The sequence below is a fragment of the Pseudomonas sp. PDNC002 genome (assembly GCF_016919445.1).
Lineage (GTDB): Bacteria > Pseudomonadota > Gammaproteobacteria > Pseudomonadales > Pseudomonadaceae > Pseudomonas.
The window spans coordinates 5,083,803-5,100,864 of the sequence record NZ_CP070356.1 but is presented as its reverse complement, the minus strand read 5'-3'; the positions used below and the strand labels follow the sequence as shown (position 1 = coordinate 5,100,864).

Here is a 17,062-nt window from a genome sequence, read left to right as displayed (position 1 = left end):
ACAACCATCAGCGGTGGAGGACTTCGCGGAGAAGCTCCGCTCCTACGAAAAGCGCCGCCGGGGAATCGTGGGGCAATGAAGAACGCCAGGCTATGCCTGGCGTTTTCGTTGGAGCGTAAAGGTCAGCCGGCGAAATCCAGCGTCTCTTTCCAGCGGTTTTCCAGCGCCTTGGTGTCGTGGTCGAAGGGGTGGAAGCCGGAGCGGAAGTAGTCCAGCCAGGGGCGGATTCTGTAGGAGCGGAGCTTCTCCGCGACACCAGTCAGCGGTGGAGGACTTCGCGGAGAAGCTCCGCTCCTACGAAAAAGCGCCGCCGGGGGAGTCGTGGGGCAATGGAGAGCGCCAGGCTATGCCTGGCGTTTTCTTTCGTGCCGGAACGGTGTCAGCCGGCGAAATCCAGCGTCTCTTTCCAGCGGGTTTCCAGCGCCTTGGTGTCGTGGTCGAAGGGGTGGAAGCCGGGGCGGAAGTAATCCAGCCAGGGACGGATCAGGTTGACGAAGTAGCCGCGGCGCGGGTGCAGCAGCACGCCCAGGCCGTGCTTCCAGCTGCGCCAGTTGAACAGCTGGCCGTCGCGGCGCAGCAGGTTGATCTGGAAGCCGGCGATGACGCTGAGGAAGATCACGGTGGTCAGCAGCATCACCGCGGTGCGGGTGAAGTAGCCGCCGTAGACCTGCTGGTAGACATCGTAGGCCACCGCCTTGTGCTCGTTCTCCTCGACGGCATGCCACATCCACAGCTTGTACATCTTGTCCGACTTCATCTGGCTGCTCAGGTCTTCACGCTTGAGCAGTTGCTCGGCCATGGTCGCGGTGAAGTGTTCCAGGGCACAGGTGATCGCTAGTTGGTGCTTCTTGGTGGTGACCTTGCTGATAGATTCGAGCAGCACCTTGATGCGCAGCTCCAGGGTCTCCAGGTCGATGCCGTGTTCGTCGGCGTACTCGTTGTAGGCCGCGTGCTCCTTGGAGTGCATGGCCTCCTGGCCGATGAAGGCGCTGACGTCCTTCTGCAGTTGCGGGTCCTGGATGCGCTCGCGCACCGCGCGCACGCTGTCGACGAAGAACTTCTCGCCGTAGGGGAACAGCGAGGACAGGTTGTTCATGAAGTGGGTCATGAAGGGCTGACCGTCCCACCAGTATTTCGGCGTTTCACTGAAGGTGAAATCCATGCGGCGGACCGGGAAGTTGGCGCGGATCGGCGTGGTACTGGCGTTCATGACTAACTCCTTGTTGTTGTGCGGGCGGGTAGCGCGTGGCAGGTGCGCTGACCCAGGCAAGCCCTGTCGTTAGTTCGCGATGTCACGTTCGAATGTGTCATCGGTTGATGTCATGTTCGGAGTCTTGTAGGACAATCGCCAGGTCATATGTGGCCGCGGCCGGGTCGGATCAGGCCAAACGGGCTACGACCAGCCATTGGATGGGGCGCCTGTACGAACGCCAGAAACGAAAACGGGCGCCGAAGCGCCCGTGTCGGGAACAGTACCGATCAGGCCTCGTCGAGGGCGAAGGCCGTCAGGCTATAGGTGGGGATCTGCGCATCGTTGAGCTTGGTCGAGCCGCCCAGCTCCGGCAGGTCGATAATCGCAGCGGCCTCGAACACGCTGGCGCCCATGCGGCGTACCAGTTGCGCGGCGGCCAGCAGGGTACCGCCAGTGGCGATCAGGTCATCGAAGATCAGCACGCTGTCGCCTTCGCACAGGCTATCAGCGTGGACTTCCAGCAGGGCTTCGCCGTACTCGGTCTCGTAGGCCTGGGCCAGCACGTCCGCCGGCAGCTTGCCGCGCTTGCGGAACAGCACCAGGGGCTTGTTCAGCTCGTAGGCGATGATCGACCCGATCAGGAAGCCGCGCGCATCCATGGCGCCGATGTGGGTGAAGTCGGCCTCGACGTAGCGCTGGATGAAGCTATCGGCGACGAAGCGCAGGGCTCGCGGCGACTGGAACAGCGGGGTGATGTCGCGGAACATGACGCCGGGCTTGGGAAAGTCGGGAACGGCACGGATCACGGACTTCAGGTCGAGTTGGTTGAGGATCATGCTGGATGTGCACCTGATGCGGTTTTTGCAGAGGCCAAAGTATAACGGGCCCGCCGATTGGCGAGCCCGTTTTCGATGACCGGAAAGTCAACCGCTCGGTCAGCTTTCCAGCTGGCCGCCTGCCAGTGCGCACAATTCGATGGAGTCGAGAATGTGCACTTCCTTGCCTTCGGCGGCGATCAGGCCGTTCTGCTGGAAGCGAGTGAAGACGCGGGAGACGGTTTCCACCGCCAGGCCCAGGTAGTTGCCGATCTCGTTGCGCGACATGGCCAGGCGGAACTGCTGGGCGGAGAAGCCACGGGCGCGGAAACGCGCCGAGAGGTTCACCAGGAAGGTGGCGATGCGCTCGTCGGCGGTTTTCTTGGACAGCAGCATCATCATCTGCTGGTCGTCGCGGATTTCGCGACTCATCACGCGCAGCAACTGGCGGCGCAGTTGCGGCAGTTGCTCGGACAGCTCGTCCAGGCGTTCGAAGGGGATCTCGCAGACCGACGTGGTTTCCAGCGCCTGGGCCGAAACCGGGTAGCTCTCGGTGTCCATGCCGGACAGGCCGACCAGCTCGCTGGGCAGGTGGAAGCCGGTGATCTGCTCTTCGCCGCCGTCGGTGATGCTGAAGGTCTTCAGCGCGCCGGAGCGTACAGCGAAGACGGAGCCGAAGGCATCGCCCTGGCGGAACAGGAACTCGCCTTTCTTCAGTGGGCGGCCGCGTTTGACGATCTCGTCGAGGGCGTCCATGTCGGTGCTGTTCAGCGACAGGGGCAGGCAGAGGGGAGCCAGGCTGCAATCCTTGCAGTGCGCTTGAGGCAATGCGCGCACTTTGATGGTTTCGGCCATGAGTGTTCCTTCAGTGGGATGGCACACAAAAACCAAGGGTACCGCAGACGGCGGATCGGGCGCCAGTTGCCGGCCCGTCTGAGTCGCAGGTTTCAGGCCTCCAGACGGACGCTGGAGGGGCATCCGGGGCGGCGCGGATTTGTCCGAAAAGTACCGTTTCAGGGCCCTTCCTGCTTATCCGGCCTTCAGACACATTCGGTTGCAATGGGTGCGACAGTTGGCCTCGTGCCATTAGTCGCCAGGCAGGGCGCGCGGGTCAGATGACCCGCGAGAAGCGTTGCAGATTCTGCATCGGCAGGTAGCGGTCGAACAGCATGCACAGCGAGCGCACGAGCAGTCGGCCGGAGGCGCTGACGTCGATGCCGCGCGGACCGAGGTTGATCAAGCCGTCATTGGCGAAGCGTTCCAGCTCCGGCCAGACCTCGGTGAAGTAACCGCGGAAATCGATGTTGTAGAGGTCTTCGATCTCCTCGAAATCCAGCTGGAAGTGACAGATCAGCTGCTGGATCACCGCACGGCGGATGATGTCGTCCTTGTTGCAGTGCAGCCCTCGCCGGGTGGCGAGCTGGCCTTGATCCAGGGTGCTCTGGTAGTCGGCGATATCGCTGCTGTTCTGGCTGTAGAGGTCGCCGATCTGGCTGATTGCCGAGACGCCCAGCCCCACCAGGTCGCAATGGCCGTGGGTGGTATAGCCCTGGAAGTTGCGTTGCAGCGTGCCGTCTTCCTGGGCCATGGACAGCTCGTCGTCCGGCAGGGCGAAGTGGTCCATGCCGATGTAGCGGTAGCCGGCCGCCGCGAGCTGCTCGGTGGTGCGCTGGAGCATCTCCAGCTTCTGCCCCGGGGTGGGAAGGTCGTCGGCATTGATCCGCCGCTGCGGCATGAAGCGTTCCGGCAGGTGCGCGTAGTTGAATACCGACAGGCGATTGGGTTGCAGGGCGATTACCTGCTCCACGGTGTGGGCGAAGCTGTCGGGGTTCTGCTTTGGCAGGCCGTAGATGAGGTCGATATTGATCGAGCGGTACTGCAACGTGCGCGCTGCGTCGATGATGGCGCGGGTTTCGTCGAGGCTCTGCAGGCGGTTGATCGCCTGCTGCACTTCCAGGTTGAAGTCCTGGACGCCAAGGCTCACGCGGTTGAAGCCCAGTTCGCGGAGCAGGCCCATGGTCGACCAGTCGGCCTCGCGCGGGTCGATCTCGATGCCGTAGTCGCCCGAATCATCGTCCAGCAGGTTGAAATGGGTACGCAGTTGCCCCATCAGTTCGCGCAGTTGGCCGGGGCTGAGGAAGGTCGGGGTACCACCGCCGAAATGCAGTTGCTCGACTGCCTGCTTGTGGCCCAGGTGGCGGCTGACGATTTCGATCTCGCGGATCAATCGGGCCAGGTAGGGGGCACTGCGGCCGCGGTCCTTGGTGATGACCTTGTTGCAGGCGCAGTAGTAGCAGATGTTCGCGCAGAACGGGATGTGCACATAGAGCGAGAGCGGCCGCTGGGCCTTCTGGCTATCGCGCAGCGCATGCAGCAGGTCGAAGGGTCCGACGCCATCGTGGAACTGCACGGCCGTGGGATAGGAGGTGTAGCGCGGGCCGGACAGATCGTAGCGGCGTATCAGATCTGCGTCCCAGCGGATATTGTCGAGCATGCCGATGTTCCCCGGTGGCGAGCTTTTCCTGCGCAGTCTAGGGAGAGTCCGATAGAGGCCTGTTGACCTGTATCAAGCGGCTTTATGGTGGGGATGAGTGGCGTCGGCGTGCATGTCGTGGCCCATGATCCATGCCTGGTGCGGACCGGGGAGGGTCCACAGGCCGAAGAGGATCACCAGGATGCCGCCGGCCATCCGCACGCTGCGCTTGCGCAGCAGGGCGGTGATGCGTTCGGCGGCGAGCCCGGTGGCCAGCAGCACCGGCCAGGTGCCGAGGCCGAAGGCGAGCATCAGCAGGGCGCTGTCGATGGCCGAGCCCTGGCTGGTGGCCCAGAGCAGCGTGCTGTAGACCAGGCCGCAGGGCAGCCAGCCCCAGAGCGCGCCCAGCAGCAATGCGCGCGGCACGGTGGCGACGGGCAGCAGACGGCTGGCGAAGGGCTGGATGTGCCGCCACAGGCCGCGGCCGAGGGCTTCGATGCGGGTCAGGCCGCTCCACCAGCCGGCCAGGTACAGGCCCATGGCGATCAGCAGCAGGCCGGCGATCACCCGTAACGCGGAGGCAAACGGCGTGCGCGCCACCGCCCAGCCGGCGAGGCCGAGCAGCAGCCCGGCGCAGGCATAGCTGAGGATGCGGCCAAGGTTGTAGGCGAGCAGCAGGCGCAGACGGCGACCGCGCTGTTCCGGCGGAATGGCCATGGTCAGCGCGCCCATCAGGCCGCCGCACATGCCCAGGCAATGGCCCCCGCCCAACAGCCCGAGGATCAGTGCGGACGCCAGCAGGGGCGCCAGTTCAGGCATCGCGCTTGTCCTTGTGCTCCTGGCCCTCGGCTTCGTCGATGCCGGCCTGGTGCTTGGGGTCTTCGTCGTCGAACAGAATGCTGTGGGCGGGCCCGTCCATGTCGTCGTACTGGCCGCTGTTCACTGCCCAGAAGAAGATCGCGATGCAGATGCCGACGATCACCACGGCAACCGGAATCATTATGTAGAGAGCGGGCATTTCAACTCCGTGGCAGCACCTGGGCCGCCTGCAGGGCGGCGGAGTGGGCAGTTGTCGCTGAGGCGGCGTCGGCGCCTTTTGGCAGCCGGGTCAGGCGCAGGGCATTGAGCACCACGGTCAGCGAGCTGATCGACATGCCCACCGCAGCCCACACGGGCGTGATCCAGCCGAGGGCGGCAAAGGGCAACATCAGCCCATTGTACAGCCCCGCCCAAGCCAGGTTCTCGATGATTACCCGACGGGTCCGGCGGGCCAGGGTGAAGGCCTGCACCACGCTGTCCAGGCGGTTGGACAGCAGCACCGCGTCGGCGCTGGTCTTGGCCAGGTCGGTGGCCGAGCCCATGGCGACGCTGATATCGGCGGCGGCCAGCACCGGCACGTCGTTCACACCGTCGCCCATCATCAGCACGCGGTGGCCTTCCTGGTGCAACTGGCGCAGGACTTCGAGCTTGTCGTCCGGGCGCAGGCCGCCCCGGCAGTCGTCGATGCCCAGTTCGGCGGCGACGCGGCCGACCATGGGTGAGCTGTCGCCGGAGAGCAGCAGGGTGCGCCAGCCGCGTGCGCGGCAGGCGTCGAGCAGGTCGGTGGCGTCTTCGCGGATGCGATCGTCCAGCACCAGCCATGCCAGCGCGCCGCTTTCATCGCCCAACAGCAGCCATTGGCCGGGCTCCTGCGGGTGTTCGGGCGCCGCAGTTGCGCTCAGGGCGCAGACGAAACCGGGTTCGCCGATGCGCAGGCGGCGCTCGCCCACGAGACCTTCCAGGCCCAGGCCCGGATGGCTCTCGACATTCTCGGCGGGTTGCGGCGCGCGGCCGAAGGCGCGGGCGATAGGGTGTTCGGAACGGTTCTCCAGCGCGGCGGCCAGTGCCAGGCAGGTGTCGCTGTCCAGCGCGGCCAGCGGCCGGACTGCGCGCAGCGTCAGACGGCCTTCGGTGAGGGTGCCGGTCTTGTCGAAGATCACCGTGTCGATGTGGTTCAGGCCTTCCAGCACATGGCCGCGAGTCACCAGCAGGCCGAGCTTGTGCAGGCTGCCGGTGGCGGCGGTGAGTGCGGTCGGGGTCGCCAGGGACAGCGCGCAGGGGCAGGTCGCCACCAGCATCGCCAGGACTACCCAGAAGGCGCGAGAGGCATCGTGCTGCCACCAGAACAGCCCCACTACGGCGGCCAGCACCAGCAGGGCGATGAGGAACCATTGCGCGGCCTTGTCGGCGAGTTCGGCCAGGCGCGGCTTGTCCGACTGGGCGCGTTCGAGCAGGCGGACGATGGCGGACAGCCGGCTGTCGCCGCCCAGTGCCTTGACCTGCACGGTCAGCGGGCCCTCGACGTTGAGGGTGCCGCCGGTGACGCTGTCGCCGCTCTGGCGCGGCTGCGGCAGGTATTCGCCGGTAAGCAGGGATTCGTCGACGCTGGATTGACCCTCGAGGATCAGGCCGTCGGCCGGGATCACCGCGCCGGGCTGCACCAGTACGCGGTCGCCCACGTTCAGTTCGCTGAGCAGCACGCGGCTGCTCTGGCCACTGTCGTCCAGGCGGAGGCAAGACGCGGGCAACAGGTTGACCAGCTGCGCGGTGGCCGCGGCGGTACGTTCGCGGGCGCGGCGCTCCAGGTAGCGGCCGGCGAGCAGGAACAGCGCGAACATGCCGACGGCGTCGAAGTACAGGTCGCCATGGCCGGTGACGGCGGTCCAGATGCCGGCCAGGTAAGCGCCGCCGATGGCCAGGGAGACCGAGACGTCCATGGTCAGGTGGCGGGTGCGCAGGTCGCGCACGGCGCCACGGAAGAACGGCTGGCAGGAATAGAAGACGATGGGTGTGGTGAGGAACATCGCCACCCAGCGCAGGATTTCGTGCAGCTCGGGGCTCAGGTCGATGTTGAATTCCGGCCAGGTGGCCATGGTCGCCATCATCGCCTGGAACCACAGCAGGCCGGCGACGCCCAGTTGGCGCAGGGACTTGCGGTTTTCCTGGTGCAACTGTTCGGCGGCGCGGTCCGGCTGGAAGGGGTGCGCGGCGTAACCAATACGGCGCAGCTCGGCGAGCAGTTCGCTCAGCGGCAGTTCGCTGTCGGACCAGCGCACGTGCAGGCGGTGGTTGGACAGGTTGAGGCCAGCCTCGGCGACGGCGGGCAGGCCCTTGAGATGTTTCTCGATCAACCAGCCGCAAGCGGCGCAGCTGATGCCTTCCATGATCAGGGTGGTCTCGGCGAGATCGCCCTGGTGCTGGACGAAGGGCTGCTGAACGTCAGGGCGGTCGAAGAGCTTCAGCTCGTCGGCAAGCTGTTCGGGCAAGGCGTCAGGGTTGGGGGCGGCTTCGGTGCGGTGGCGGTAATAGCCTTCCAGGCCGCCGGCAACGATGGCCTCGGCCACGGCCTGGCAACCCGGGCAGCAGAATTCGCGGGTTTCGCCCAGGACCGGCGCAAGGAAGCGGCTGCCGGGTGGAACCGGCAGCGCGCAGTGGTAACAGAGCAGCGCGGCGCTCATGGGCGCTCGGCTTCATCTCCGCTGAGGGGCTCGTCGCCGAGGTCGAAGGAGCCGCCCGGGGCGACTTTTTCTTCCTCGAACAGACGCCAGGTCTGGCCGTTTTCCTCACCGAGCAGCTCGACGAAGCGGCGACCCTTAACGGCGGCATCCAGGCTGGCGGTGTAGCGGCCGGGCTCGGCGGGGCTGGCGCGCAGTTCCAGGTGCTTGTCCTGGGATTCCAGGGTGGGGGAGAGCAGGTTCAGGGTGAGCGTGGCCGGACGGCTGTCGCCCGTGAGGCGCAGGTCCACTTCGCCGGTCAGCTCGTCGAAGCTGATCTTCGCCCGCAGCTTGAGCTGCTGGGCCAGGTGCTCGCGGTCAAGGGAGCGGTTGATGCCCTTGCCGGCTTCGTAATAGTTGTCGCTGACCAGGGAATCCTGGTTGTTCACGGCGATGTTGACCATCGTCAGGCTGAGGAAGATCGAGGTGGCCAGCATGGCGATGATGATCCACGGCCAGAGGTGCTTGTACCAGGGTTCCACGGGCGTTTTCATGGCCGATTGCATGGTCTCTTTTCTCTCGCTGGTAATGCCGCGCTAGCGCGGTCTGCCCGGTATAGTCGCGGGCGAATTCTACGTGCTTCGTTCGCCACTGGCACCCCATGCGCAACATGGGGTGCCAATTCGTTCAGCGTCCGTTCAACGAAGGCGCGGGCCGATGAAGCGGCTGGAGGATTCCTTGCTGATGGACGGGTCGTCCACCGACTGGATGGTGAAGCTGACCTCGTTGGTGGTGGAGGGCAGTTTTTCCGGGTCGATGGAGAGTTCTACCGGCATGGCGAGGATATCGCCGGCGGCGACCGTGACTTCCTTCTTGCCTTCCAGGATCAGGCCGTCCAGGCCTTTGGCGGCGAGGACATAGGTGTGGTCCTTCTGATCCTTGTTCATGATCTTCAGGCTGTACACGTTCTCGATCCGGCCTTCGGCGTTCTCGCGGTACAGCACGCGGTCCTTGCTGACGTCGAAGCCCACCAGCGGACGGATCACGACGGCGGTGATCAGCAGGCCGATCATGATGCACAGGGCGATGGCGTAGCCGATCAGGCGCGGGCGCACCAGATGGGTCTTCTGCCCGGACAGGTTGTGCTCGGTGGTGTAGCTGATCAGGCCGCGCGGGTAGTTCATCTTGTCCATGATGCTATCGCAGGCGTCGATGCAGGCGGCGCAGCCGATGCACTCGATCTGCAGGCCGTCGCGGATGTCGATGCCGGTCGGGCAGACCTGTACGCACATGGTGCAGTCGATGCAGTCACCCAGGCCTTGGGCCTTGTAGTCGACGGATTTCTTGCGCGGGCCGCGTTTCTCGCCACGACGCGGGTCGTAGGAGACGATCAGGGTGTCCTTGTCGAACATCACGCTCTGGAAGCGCGCATAGGGGCACATGTAGATGCACACCTGCTCGCGCAGCCAGCCGGCATTGCCGTAGGTGGCGAGGGTGAAGAAGCCGACCCAGAAATAGGCCCAGCCATCGGCCTCGCCGGTGACCAGTTCCATCAGCAGCTCGCGGATGGGGGCGAAGTAGCCGACGAAGGTCAGGCCGGTCACCAGGCCAATCAGCAACCAGAGGCTGTGCTTGGCGATCTTGCGCAGCAGCTTGTTGCCAGTGAAGCGGGCCTTATCGAGTTTCATGCGCTGGTTGCGGTCACCCTCGGTGACTTTCTCGCACCACATGAAGATCCAGGTCCAGACGCTTTGCGGGCAGGTATAGCCGCACCAGACGCGGCCGGCGAACACGGTGATGAAGAACAGGCCGAACGCGCTGATGATCAGCAGGCCGGAGAGAAGGATGAAATCCTGCGGCCAGAAGGTGGCGCCGAAGATGTAGAACTTGCGCTCGGGCAGGTCCCAGAGAACCGCCTGGCGACCATTCCAGGTCAGCCACACGGTGCCGAAGTAGAGGAGGAAGAGGAGGGCGCCCCCGGCCATGCGGAGGTTGCGGAAGAACCCGGTAAAGGCTCGGGTGTAGATCTTTTCCCGGGAGGCATAGAGGTCGACGCTTTCACCCTTGCCCTTGGTGGGCGGAGTGACGTCCTGGACCGGAATTTGTTTGCTCATCAGTGCATTCCACGGCAGCGGGAGGGCGCCCTGTCGATACATGCCGAGAGGGTCAGAAATATGCTTGCACGCCTAACAATGATACGGCGTGGTGGGTGTTGCAACGGTGCGACAGTTGGTCGCGTAACGAATTATGGACCCAGAAATAGAGCGGCGCCGGTGTAGAAACCGGCGCCGCTGGGTGTCGCTATGGGTGTAGGAGAGGGAGGCTTATTCGGCGCTCTTCTCACCTTCGCCATGGGACAGGCTGTACACGTAGGCAGCGAGCAGGTGAACCTGGTCTTTGCCCAGACGCTCCAGCTGAGCCGGCATCTGGCCCTGGCGGCCGTAGCGGATGGTCTGCTGCAGCTGGGCGAAGCTCGAGCCGTAGATGAACGCGGCCGGGTGGGTCAGGTTCGGTGCGCCCATGGCGGCAGTGCCTTTGCCCTCAGCGCCGTGGCAAGCCACGCAGTTGGTGGCGAAGATCTTCTGGCCGTTGGCGACCTGATCGTCAGTCACGCCCTCTGGCAGCTTGCGGCCGTCCAGCTTGGTGGTGACGAAGGCTGCTACATCGTGAACGCCGGCATCGCCGATGACTTCGCCCCAGGCCGGCATGGCCGCGTGGCGACCGCCTTCGATGGTGGCGATGATGTCTTTCGGATCGCCGCCCCAGCGCCAGTCGTTGTCGGTCAGGTTCGGGAAGCCGTGGGCACCCTTGGCGTCGGAGCCGTGGCAGACCGAGCAGTTGGAGGCGAACAGGCGGTTACCCATTTTCAGGGCCTGCTCGTCCTTGGCCACTTCCTCGATCGGCATGGCACCGAACTTGGCGTACAGCGGGCCGTACTTCTCATCGGCCTTGGCCATTTCCTTTTCCCACTGGTGTACACCGGTCCAGCCTTTTTCGCCGTTGGCGAATTCGGCCTTGTCCTGGTAGCCCGGCAGCAGGCCTTTCCAGTTGCCCAGGCCCGGATACAGGACCAGGTAGGCGAGGGCGAAGATGAAGGTGGCGACGAACAGCATGAACCACCACTTCGGCAGCGGGTTGTCGTACTCCTCGATGCCATCGAAGGCATGGCCGACGGTCTCGTCGGTGGCTTCGTTGCGCTGACCGCGACGGGTGGCGAACAGCAGCCACGCCAGGGCGAAGATGGTGCCCAGGGTAAGTACGGTGACGTACAGACTCCAGAAGGTTGTCATTCTTTGTTGCTCCTAGAAGCTTGCTCTTGCTCGACGTGCTTTTTGGCGACCGGGTCATCCGCGAAGGGCAGCAGGGCGTCTTCGTCGAAGCGCTCCTTGCGTTTGCCGCCGTAGGCCCAGAGCAGGACGCCGACGAAGGCGACCATCACTACTACAGTGCCGATACCGCGAATGGTCCCGATATCCATCACTGTCACCGTTTGCTCTTGATGATGGTGCCGAGGCCTTGCAGGTAGGCGACGACAGCGTCCATCTCGGTCTTGCCTTTGACGGCATCACGGGCACCGGCGATGTCTTCGTCGGTGTAAGGCACGCCCAGCGTACGCAGGGCTTCCATTTTCTTCGCCGTGTCCTTGCCGTCGAGCTTGTTCTCCACCAGCCAGGGGTAGGAGGGCATCTTCGATTCCGGCACTACGTTGCGCGGGTTGTACAGGTGCGCGCGGTGCCAGTCGTCGGAGTAGCGGCCGCCGACGCGGGCCAGGTCCGGACCGGTACGCTTGGAACCCCACAGGAACGGGTGGTCCCAGACGCTTTCGCCGGCGACGGAGTAATGGCCGTAGCGCTCGGTCTCGGCGCGGAACGGACGGACCATCTGCGAGTGGCAGCCCACGCAGCCTTCGCGGATGTAGATGTCACGACCTTCCAGCTCCAGCGCAGTGCGCGGCTTCATGCCTTCGACCGGCTTGTTGGTCACGTCCTGGAAGAACAGCGGAACGATCTGGGTCAGACCGCCGATGCTCACCGCAATGACCATGAAGAAGGCCAGAAGGCCGATGTTCTTCTCGACTACTTCGTGCTTCATCAGTGAGCTCCTACTGCGGGGATCTGGGCAGCGGCATCGGCGTCAGCCTGTTTGAAACCGCGCACAGTACGGAAGGTGTTGTAGGCCATAAGCAGCATGCCGGAGGCGAAGAACGCGCCGCCCAGCGCACGGACGATGAAGCCCGGGTGGCTGGCCTGCAGGGCTTCCACGAAGGAGTAGGTGAGGGTGCCGTCGGCGTTGACCGCGCGCCACATCAGGCCCTGGGTGATGCCGTTGACCCACATGGAGGCGATGTACAGCACGGTACCGATGGTAGCCAGCCAGAAGTGGGCGTTGATCAGGCCAACGCTGTGCATCTGCTCGCGACCGAAGACCTTCGGAATCAGGTGGTACAGGGAGCCGATGGAGATCATCGCAACCCAGCCCAGAGCGCCGGCGTGTACGTGGCCGATGGTCCAGTCGGTGTAGTGCGACAGGGAGTTGACGGTCTTGATTGCCATCATCGGGCCTTCGAAGGTGGACATGCCGTAGAAGGCGAGGGAGACCACCAGGAAGCGCAGGATCGGGTCGGTGCGCAGCTTATGCCAGGCGCCGGAGAGGGTCATCATGCCGTTGATCATGCCACCCCAGCTCGGAGCCAGCAGGATCAGGGACATCACCATGCCCAGGGACTGAGCCCAGTCCGGCAGCGCGGTGTAGTGCAGGTGGTGCGGGCCGGCCCAGATGTACAGGGTGATCAGCGCCCAGAAGTGCACGATGGACAGGCGGTAGGAGTAGATCGGACGCTCGGCCTGCTTGGGTACGAAGTAGTACATCATCCCCAGGAAGCCGGTGGTCAGGAAGAAGCCCACGGCGTTGTGGCCATACCACCACTGGATCATCGCGTCGGTCGCGCCGGCGTAGATCGAGTAGGACTTGAAGGCGGTTACCGGGATTTCCATGCTGTTGACGATGTGCAGCATGGCGGTCACCAGGATGAACGCGCCGTAGAACCAGTTGCCCACGTAGATGTGCTTGGTCTTGCGCTTCATCACGGTGCCGAAGAACACCAGTGCGTAGGTCACCCAGACGATGGCCAGCAGGATGTCGATCGGCCATTCCAGCTCGGCGTACTCCTTGGAGGAGGTGTAGCCCAGCGGCAGGGTGATGCCGGCCAGCACGATCACCGCTTGCCAACCCCAGAAGGTGAAGGCGGCGAGGCTGTCGGAGACCAGGCGGGTCTGACAGGTGCGCTGTACGACGTAGTAGGAGGTGGCAAACAGAGCACAGCCGCCGAAGGCGAAAATCACCAGGTTGGTGTGCAGCGGACGCAGGCGCCCGAAACTGGTCCACGGCAGGTCCAGGTTCAACTGGGGCCAAACCAACTGTGAGGCGATGTAAACACCGAGCCCCATTCCAAGTATCCCCCAGACCACCGTCATGATGGCGAACTGGCGGACGACCTTATAGTTATAAGCAGTCGGACTGATTGCTGTGCTCATTCTAAGGTTCCACGGTTTTTGGATTTTATGGTCAAAAAAACGGCGGCAAGTATGGAGAAAGCAGGTAGCCAATGCAACGCGCCGGGCCTTGGCCCGGTGCCGGTTTGACGCCTGCTTCAGAGCGCTTTCGGCCGCTGCTTGCCGCTCGTTTCGGGTCGCCAGTACCAACCTGGAGGTGGGTCAGGTTAGTCATATTGCAGGTTTGCGAATGGAAACCAGCTTAGACGCGAACGGGAAGGGTGTGAAGAAAGGAGATAGAGAGGGTGCGACACTTCGTCGCGATATTGCGGAGGGAAGAAACTCGTGCCCGTTTTTGACGGGCGCGAGTCGGAGGCGGGAAGTTTACTTCGCCTGGCCGGAGATGTTGTAGATGTAGGCGGCCAGAATGTGCACTTTGTCCTTGCCCAGATATTGCTCCTGCGCCGGCATCTGGCCCTGGCGGCCGTGGCGGATGGTCTGCTGCAGTTGCGCGTAGCTCGAACCGTAGATGAACGCGCCCGGATGGGTCAGGTCAGGTGCGCCCATCATCGGGTTGCCCTTGCCTTCCGGACCGTGGCAGGCGACGCAGGTGGTAGCGAACAGCTTGCTACCGTTGTCGACGTTGTCCGCGGTCACGCCTTCGGGCAGCTTGCGGCCGTCCAGGTTGGCGGTGACGAAGGCAGCCACGTCCTGCACGCCCTTGTCGCCCAGCACTTCGCCCCAGGCCGGCATGGCGGCATGGCGACCACCGAGGATGGTGGTCTGGATGTCCTGGGCAGTGCCGCCCCAGCGCCAGTCGCTGTCGGTCAGGTTCGGGAAGCCCTGGGCGCCCTTGGCGTCCGAGCCGTGGCAGATGGAGCAATAGGTGGCGAACAGGCGCTCGCCCATTTTGATGGCTTGCGGGTCTTTCGCGACTTCTTCCACCGGCATAGCGGCGTATTTGGCGAAGATCGGGCCATATTTTTCCTTGGCCAGCGCTTCTTCGCGCTCCCACTGCTTGTCCTGGGTCCAGCCGCCGTCATAGCCCGGCAGGATGCCTTTCCAGTTGCCCAGGCCCGGGTAGAGCACCAGGTAGCCGGCGGCGAACACGATGGTGCCGACGAACAGCAGGAACCACCATTTGGGCAGCGGGTTGTCGTATTCCTCGATGCCGTCGAAGGCGTGGCCCATGGTCTGGTCGGTGGTGTTCGAGGACTGCCCGCTGCGGGTGGCAAAGACCAGCCACAGCAGGGCGATCAGCGAGCCGACTGTTAAAACGGTGATGTACAGACTCCAGAAGGTAGTCATGCGTTGTTGCTCCTAGAAGCTTGCTCTTGCTCAGCGTGCCGCTTGGCTACCGGGTCATCCGCGAAGGGCAGCAGCGCGTCTTCGTCGAAGCGCTCCTTGCGTTTGCCGCCGTAAGCCCAGAGCAGTACGCCGACGAAGGCAACCATCACGATGACGGTGCCGAGGCCGCGAATGGTCCCGATATCCATGCTGTCACCGCTTGTTCTTGATGGAGGTGCCGAGGACCTGCAGGTACGCGACTACGGCGTCCATTTCGGTCTTCCCTTTGACGGCGTCGCTGGCGCCAGCGATGTCGTCGTCCGTGTAGGGCACGCCCATGACACGCATCACTTCCAGTTTTTTCGCCGTGTCCTTGCCGTCGAGCTTGTTCTCGACCAGCCAGGGGTAGGCGGGCATCTTCGACTCCGGGACCACGTTGCGCGGGTTGTAGAGGTGCGCGCGGTGCCAGTCGTCGGAGTAGCGGCCGCCGACGCGGGCCAGGTCCGGGCCGGTACGCTTGGAGCCCCACAGGAACGGGTGGTCCCAGACGCTTTCGCCGGCGACGGAGTAGTGGCCGTAGCGCTCGGTCTCGGCGCGGAACGGACGGATCATCTGCGAGTGGCAGCCCACGCAGCCTTCGCGGATATAGACGTCACGGCCTTCCAGTTGCAGGGCGGTGTAGGGCTTCATGCCTTCCACCGGGGTGTTGGTCACGTCCTGGAAGAACAGCGGGACGATCTGGGTCAGGCCGCCGATGCTCACGGCGACGGCCATGCACAGGGCCAGCAGGCCGACGTTTTTCTCGAGTACTTCGTGTTTCATGTCGGACTCCTCAGGCCATCTGCGCCGCGGCTTGCATTTCAGCCGGCTTGGCGGCTGCTACGGTGCGCCAGACGTTGTAGGCCATGACCAGCATGCCCAGCAGGAAGATGGCGCCACCGATCATCCGCACGATGAAGCCCGGGTGGCCGGCGGCCAGCGCTTCGACGAAGGAATAGGTGAGGGTGCCGTCGGAGTTGACTGCACGCCACATCAGGCCCTGGGTGATGCCGTTGACCCACATCGAGGCGATGTAGAGAACGGTGCCGATAGTGGCCAGCCAGAAGTGGGTGTTGATCAGGCCCACGCTGTGCATCTGCTCGCGGCCGAAGACCTTCGGAATCATGTGGTACAGCGAACCGATGGACACCATGGCAACCCAGCCCAGGGCGCCAGCGTGTACATGGCCGATGGTCCAGTCGGTGTAGTGGGAGAGGGCGTTGACGGTCTTGATGGCCATCATCGGGCCTTCGAAGGTGGACATGCCGTAGAAGGCGAGGGAGACCACCAGGAAGCGCAGGATCGGGTCGGTGCGCAGCTTATGCCAGGCGCCGGAGAGGGTCATCATGCCGTTGATCATGCCACCCCAGCTCGGCGCCAGCAGGATCAGGGACATCACCATGCCCAGGGACTGAGCCCAGTCCGGCAGCGCGGTGTAGTGCAGGTGGTGCGGACCGGCCCAGATGTAGACGGCGATCAGCGCCCAGAAGTGCACGATGGACAGGCGATAGGAGTAGACCGGACGCTCGGCCTGCTTGGGTACGAAGTAGTACATCATCCCCAGGAAGCCGGCGGTCAGGAAGAAGCCCACGGCGTTGTGGCCGTACCACCACTGGATCATGGCGTCAGTGGCGCCCGAGTACAGGGAGTAGGACTTGGTCAGGCTGACCGGGATTTCCAGGTTGTTGACCACGTGCAGGATCGCCACGGTCAGGATGAAGCCGCCGAAGAACCAGTTGCCCACGTAGATGTGCTTGGTCTTGCGCTTCATCAGCGTGCCGAAGAAGACGATGGCGTAGGAAACCCAGACGATGGTGATCAGGATGTCGATCGGCCATTCCAGCTCGGCGTACTCCTTGGAGGAGGTCATGCCCAGCGGCAGGGTGATGGCGGCCAACAGGATCACCAGCTGCCAACCCCAGAAGGTGAAGGAAGCGAGCGGACCTGCGAACAGGCGGGTCTGGCAGGTGCGCTGCACCGAGTAGTAGCTGGTGGCGAACAGTGCGCAGCCGCCGAAGGCGAAGATCACCGCATTGGTATGCAGCGGACGCAGGCGCCCGAAGCTCGTCCACGGTAAGCCGAGGTTAAGGTCCGGCCACACCAGTTGAGCGGCGATCAGGACACCGACGGCCATGCCGACGATCCCCCACACCACTGTCATAATGGCGAATTGGCGGACCACCTTATAGTTATAAGCGGTCTGATTGGTTGTGCTCATTTATGGGCTTCCATCCACGGTTATGGGCTATGCCCATCCCGGCAGGTTTTTTACGGCTTACGCCGCCCCTCCC

General features: G+C 63.9%; 17 protein-coding genes and 1 pseudogene. All 18 read right to left on the bottom strand.

What is annotated here, in order from left to right:
• Positions 1-122: 122 nt before the first annotated feature.
• Positions 123-227 (bottom strand): annotated as a pseudogene (locus tag JVX91_RS29050) (metal-dependent hydrolase); the annotation flags it as partial.
• Positions 228-379: 152 nt separating this feature from the next.
• Positions 380-1,210, bottom strand: coding sequence for a metal-dependent hydrolase (locus tag JVX91_RS22905; protein WP_205336397.1), 831 nt, complete (start codon positions 1,208-1,210; stop codon positions 380-382).
• Between the two features lie 269 nt (positions 1,211-1,479).
• Entirely contained in the window at positions 1,480-2,028 is a 549-nt protein-coding gene (locus tag JVX91_RS22900; RefSeq protein WP_138521687.1) for an adenine phosphoribosyltransferase, read from the bottom strand.
• Positions 2,029-2,127: 99 nt separating this feature from the next.
• Entirely contained in the window at positions 2,128-2,862 is a 735-nt protein-coding gene (anr, locus tag JVX91_RS22895; protein ID WP_205336396.1) for a transcriptional regulator Anr, read from the bottom strand.
• A gap of 256 nt (positions 2,863-3,118) precedes the next feature.
• Positions 3,119-4,501 carry an oxygen-independent coproporphyrinogen III oxidase gene (gene hemN, locus JVX91_RS22890; RefSeq protein ID WP_205336395.1) on the bottom strand — a complete coding sequence of 461 codons (1,383 nt, stop codon included), beginning with the start codon at positions 4,499-4,501 and terminating at the stop codon, positions 3,119-3,121.
• Between the two features lie 72 nt (positions 4,502-4,573).
• On the bottom strand, positions 4,574-5,299 hold the full coding sequence (locus JVX91_RS22885) for a sulfite exporter TauE/SafE family protein (protein WP_205336394.1): 726 nt from the start codon (positions 5,297-5,299) through the stop codon (positions 4,574-4,576).
• Positions 5,292-5,498 (bottom strand): cbb3-type cytochrome oxidase assembly protein CcoS, encoded by a 207-nt coding sequence (ccoS, locus tag JVX91_RS22880; RefSeq protein ID WP_205336393.1) that lies wholly within the window; start codon positions 5,496-5,498, stop codon positions 5,292-5,294. Before ccoS ends, JVX91_RS22885 begins: the two co-directional genes overlap by 8 nt.
• A 1-nt stretch (position 5,499) precedes the next feature.
• The gene (locus tag JVX91_RS22875; RefSeq protein ID WP_205336392.1) at positions 5,500-7,977 is read right to left on the bottom strand and encodes a heavy metal translocating P-type ATPase; all 2,478 of its coding nucleotides are present in this window, start codon (positions 7,975-7,977) and stop codon (positions 5,500-5,502) included.
• Positions 7,974-8,519: a FixH family protein gene (locus JVX91_RS22870; protein ID WP_205336391.1), complete on the bottom strand. Its 546-nt coding sequence runs from the start codon at positions 8,517-8,519 to the stop codon at positions 7,974-7,976. Before JVX91_RS22870 ends, JVX91_RS22875 begins: the two co-directional genes overlap by 4 nt.
• Positions 8,520-8,651: 132 nt before the next feature.
• A complete protein-coding gene (gene ccoG / locus JVX91_RS22865; protein WP_205336390.1) occupies positions 8,652-10,067 on the bottom strand; it encodes a cytochrome c oxidase accessory protein CcoG in 1,416 nt (471 codons plus the stop codon).
• Between the two features lie 210 nt (positions 10,068-10,277).
• The gene (gene ccoP, locus JVX91_RS22860; protein WP_205336389.1) at positions 10,278-11,243 is read right to left on the bottom strand and encodes a cytochrome-c oxidase, cbb3-type subunit III; all 966 of its coding nucleotides are present in this window, start codon (positions 11,241-11,243) and stop codon (positions 10,278-10,280) included.
• Positions 11,240-11,431, bottom strand: a complete 192-nt coding sequence (locus JVX91_RS22855; RefSeq protein WP_024763940.1) for a CcoQ/FixQ family Cbb3-type cytochrome c oxidase assembly chaperone — start codon at positions 11,429-11,431, stop codon at positions 11,240-11,242. The genes ccoP (JVX91_RS22860) and JVX91_RS22855 overlap by 4 nt, the downstream gene beginning before the upstream one ends.
• Positions 11,432-11,436: 5 nt before the next feature.
• The gene (gene ccoO / locus JVX91_RS22850) at positions 11,437-12,045 is read right to left on the bottom strand and encodes a cytochrome-c oxidase, cbb3-type subunit II (RefSeq protein ID WP_017516817.1); all 609 of its coding nucleotides are present in this window, start codon (positions 12,043-12,045) and stop codon (positions 11,437-11,439) included.
• Positions 12,045-13,487, bottom strand: coding sequence for a cytochrome-c oxidase, cbb3-type subunit I (gene ccoN, locus JVX91_RS22845; RefSeq protein WP_205336388.1), 1,443 nt, complete (start codon positions 13,485-13,487; stop codon positions 12,045-12,047). Before ccoN (JVX91_RS22845) ends, ccoO (JVX91_RS22850) begins: the two co-directional genes overlap by 1 nt.
• Before the next feature lie 342 nt (positions 13,488-13,829).
• Positions 13,830-14,753 (bottom strand): cytochrome-c oxidase, cbb3-type subunit III, encoded by a 924-nt coding sequence (ccoP, locus tag JVX91_RS22840; RefSeq protein ID WP_205336387.1) that lies wholly within the window; start codon positions 14,751-14,753, stop codon positions 13,830-13,832.
• Positions 14,750-14,941, bottom strand: a complete 192-nt coding sequence (locus JVX91_RS22835; RefSeq protein WP_205336386.1) for a cbb3-type cytochrome c oxidase subunit 3 — start codon at positions 14,939-14,941, stop codon at positions 14,750-14,752. The genes ccoP (JVX91_RS22840) and JVX91_RS22835 overlap by 4 nt, the downstream gene beginning before the upstream one ends.
• Before the next feature lie 4 nt (positions 14,942-14,945).
• Complete coding sequence (gene ccoO, locus JVX91_RS22830) at positions 14,946-15,554, bottom strand: cytochrome-c oxidase, cbb3-type subunit II (protein ID WP_015477751.1); 609 nt, start codon at positions 15,552-15,554, stop codon at positions 14,946-14,948.
• Between the two features lie 10 nt (positions 15,555-15,564).
• Positions 15,565-16,989: a cytochrome-c oxidase, cbb3-type subunit I gene (ccoN, locus tag JVX91_RS22825; RefSeq protein WP_045209130.1), complete on the bottom strand. Its 1,425-nt coding sequence runs from the start codon at positions 16,987-16,989 to the stop codon at positions 15,565-15,567.
• Positions 16,990-17,062: the final 73 nt, after the last annotated feature.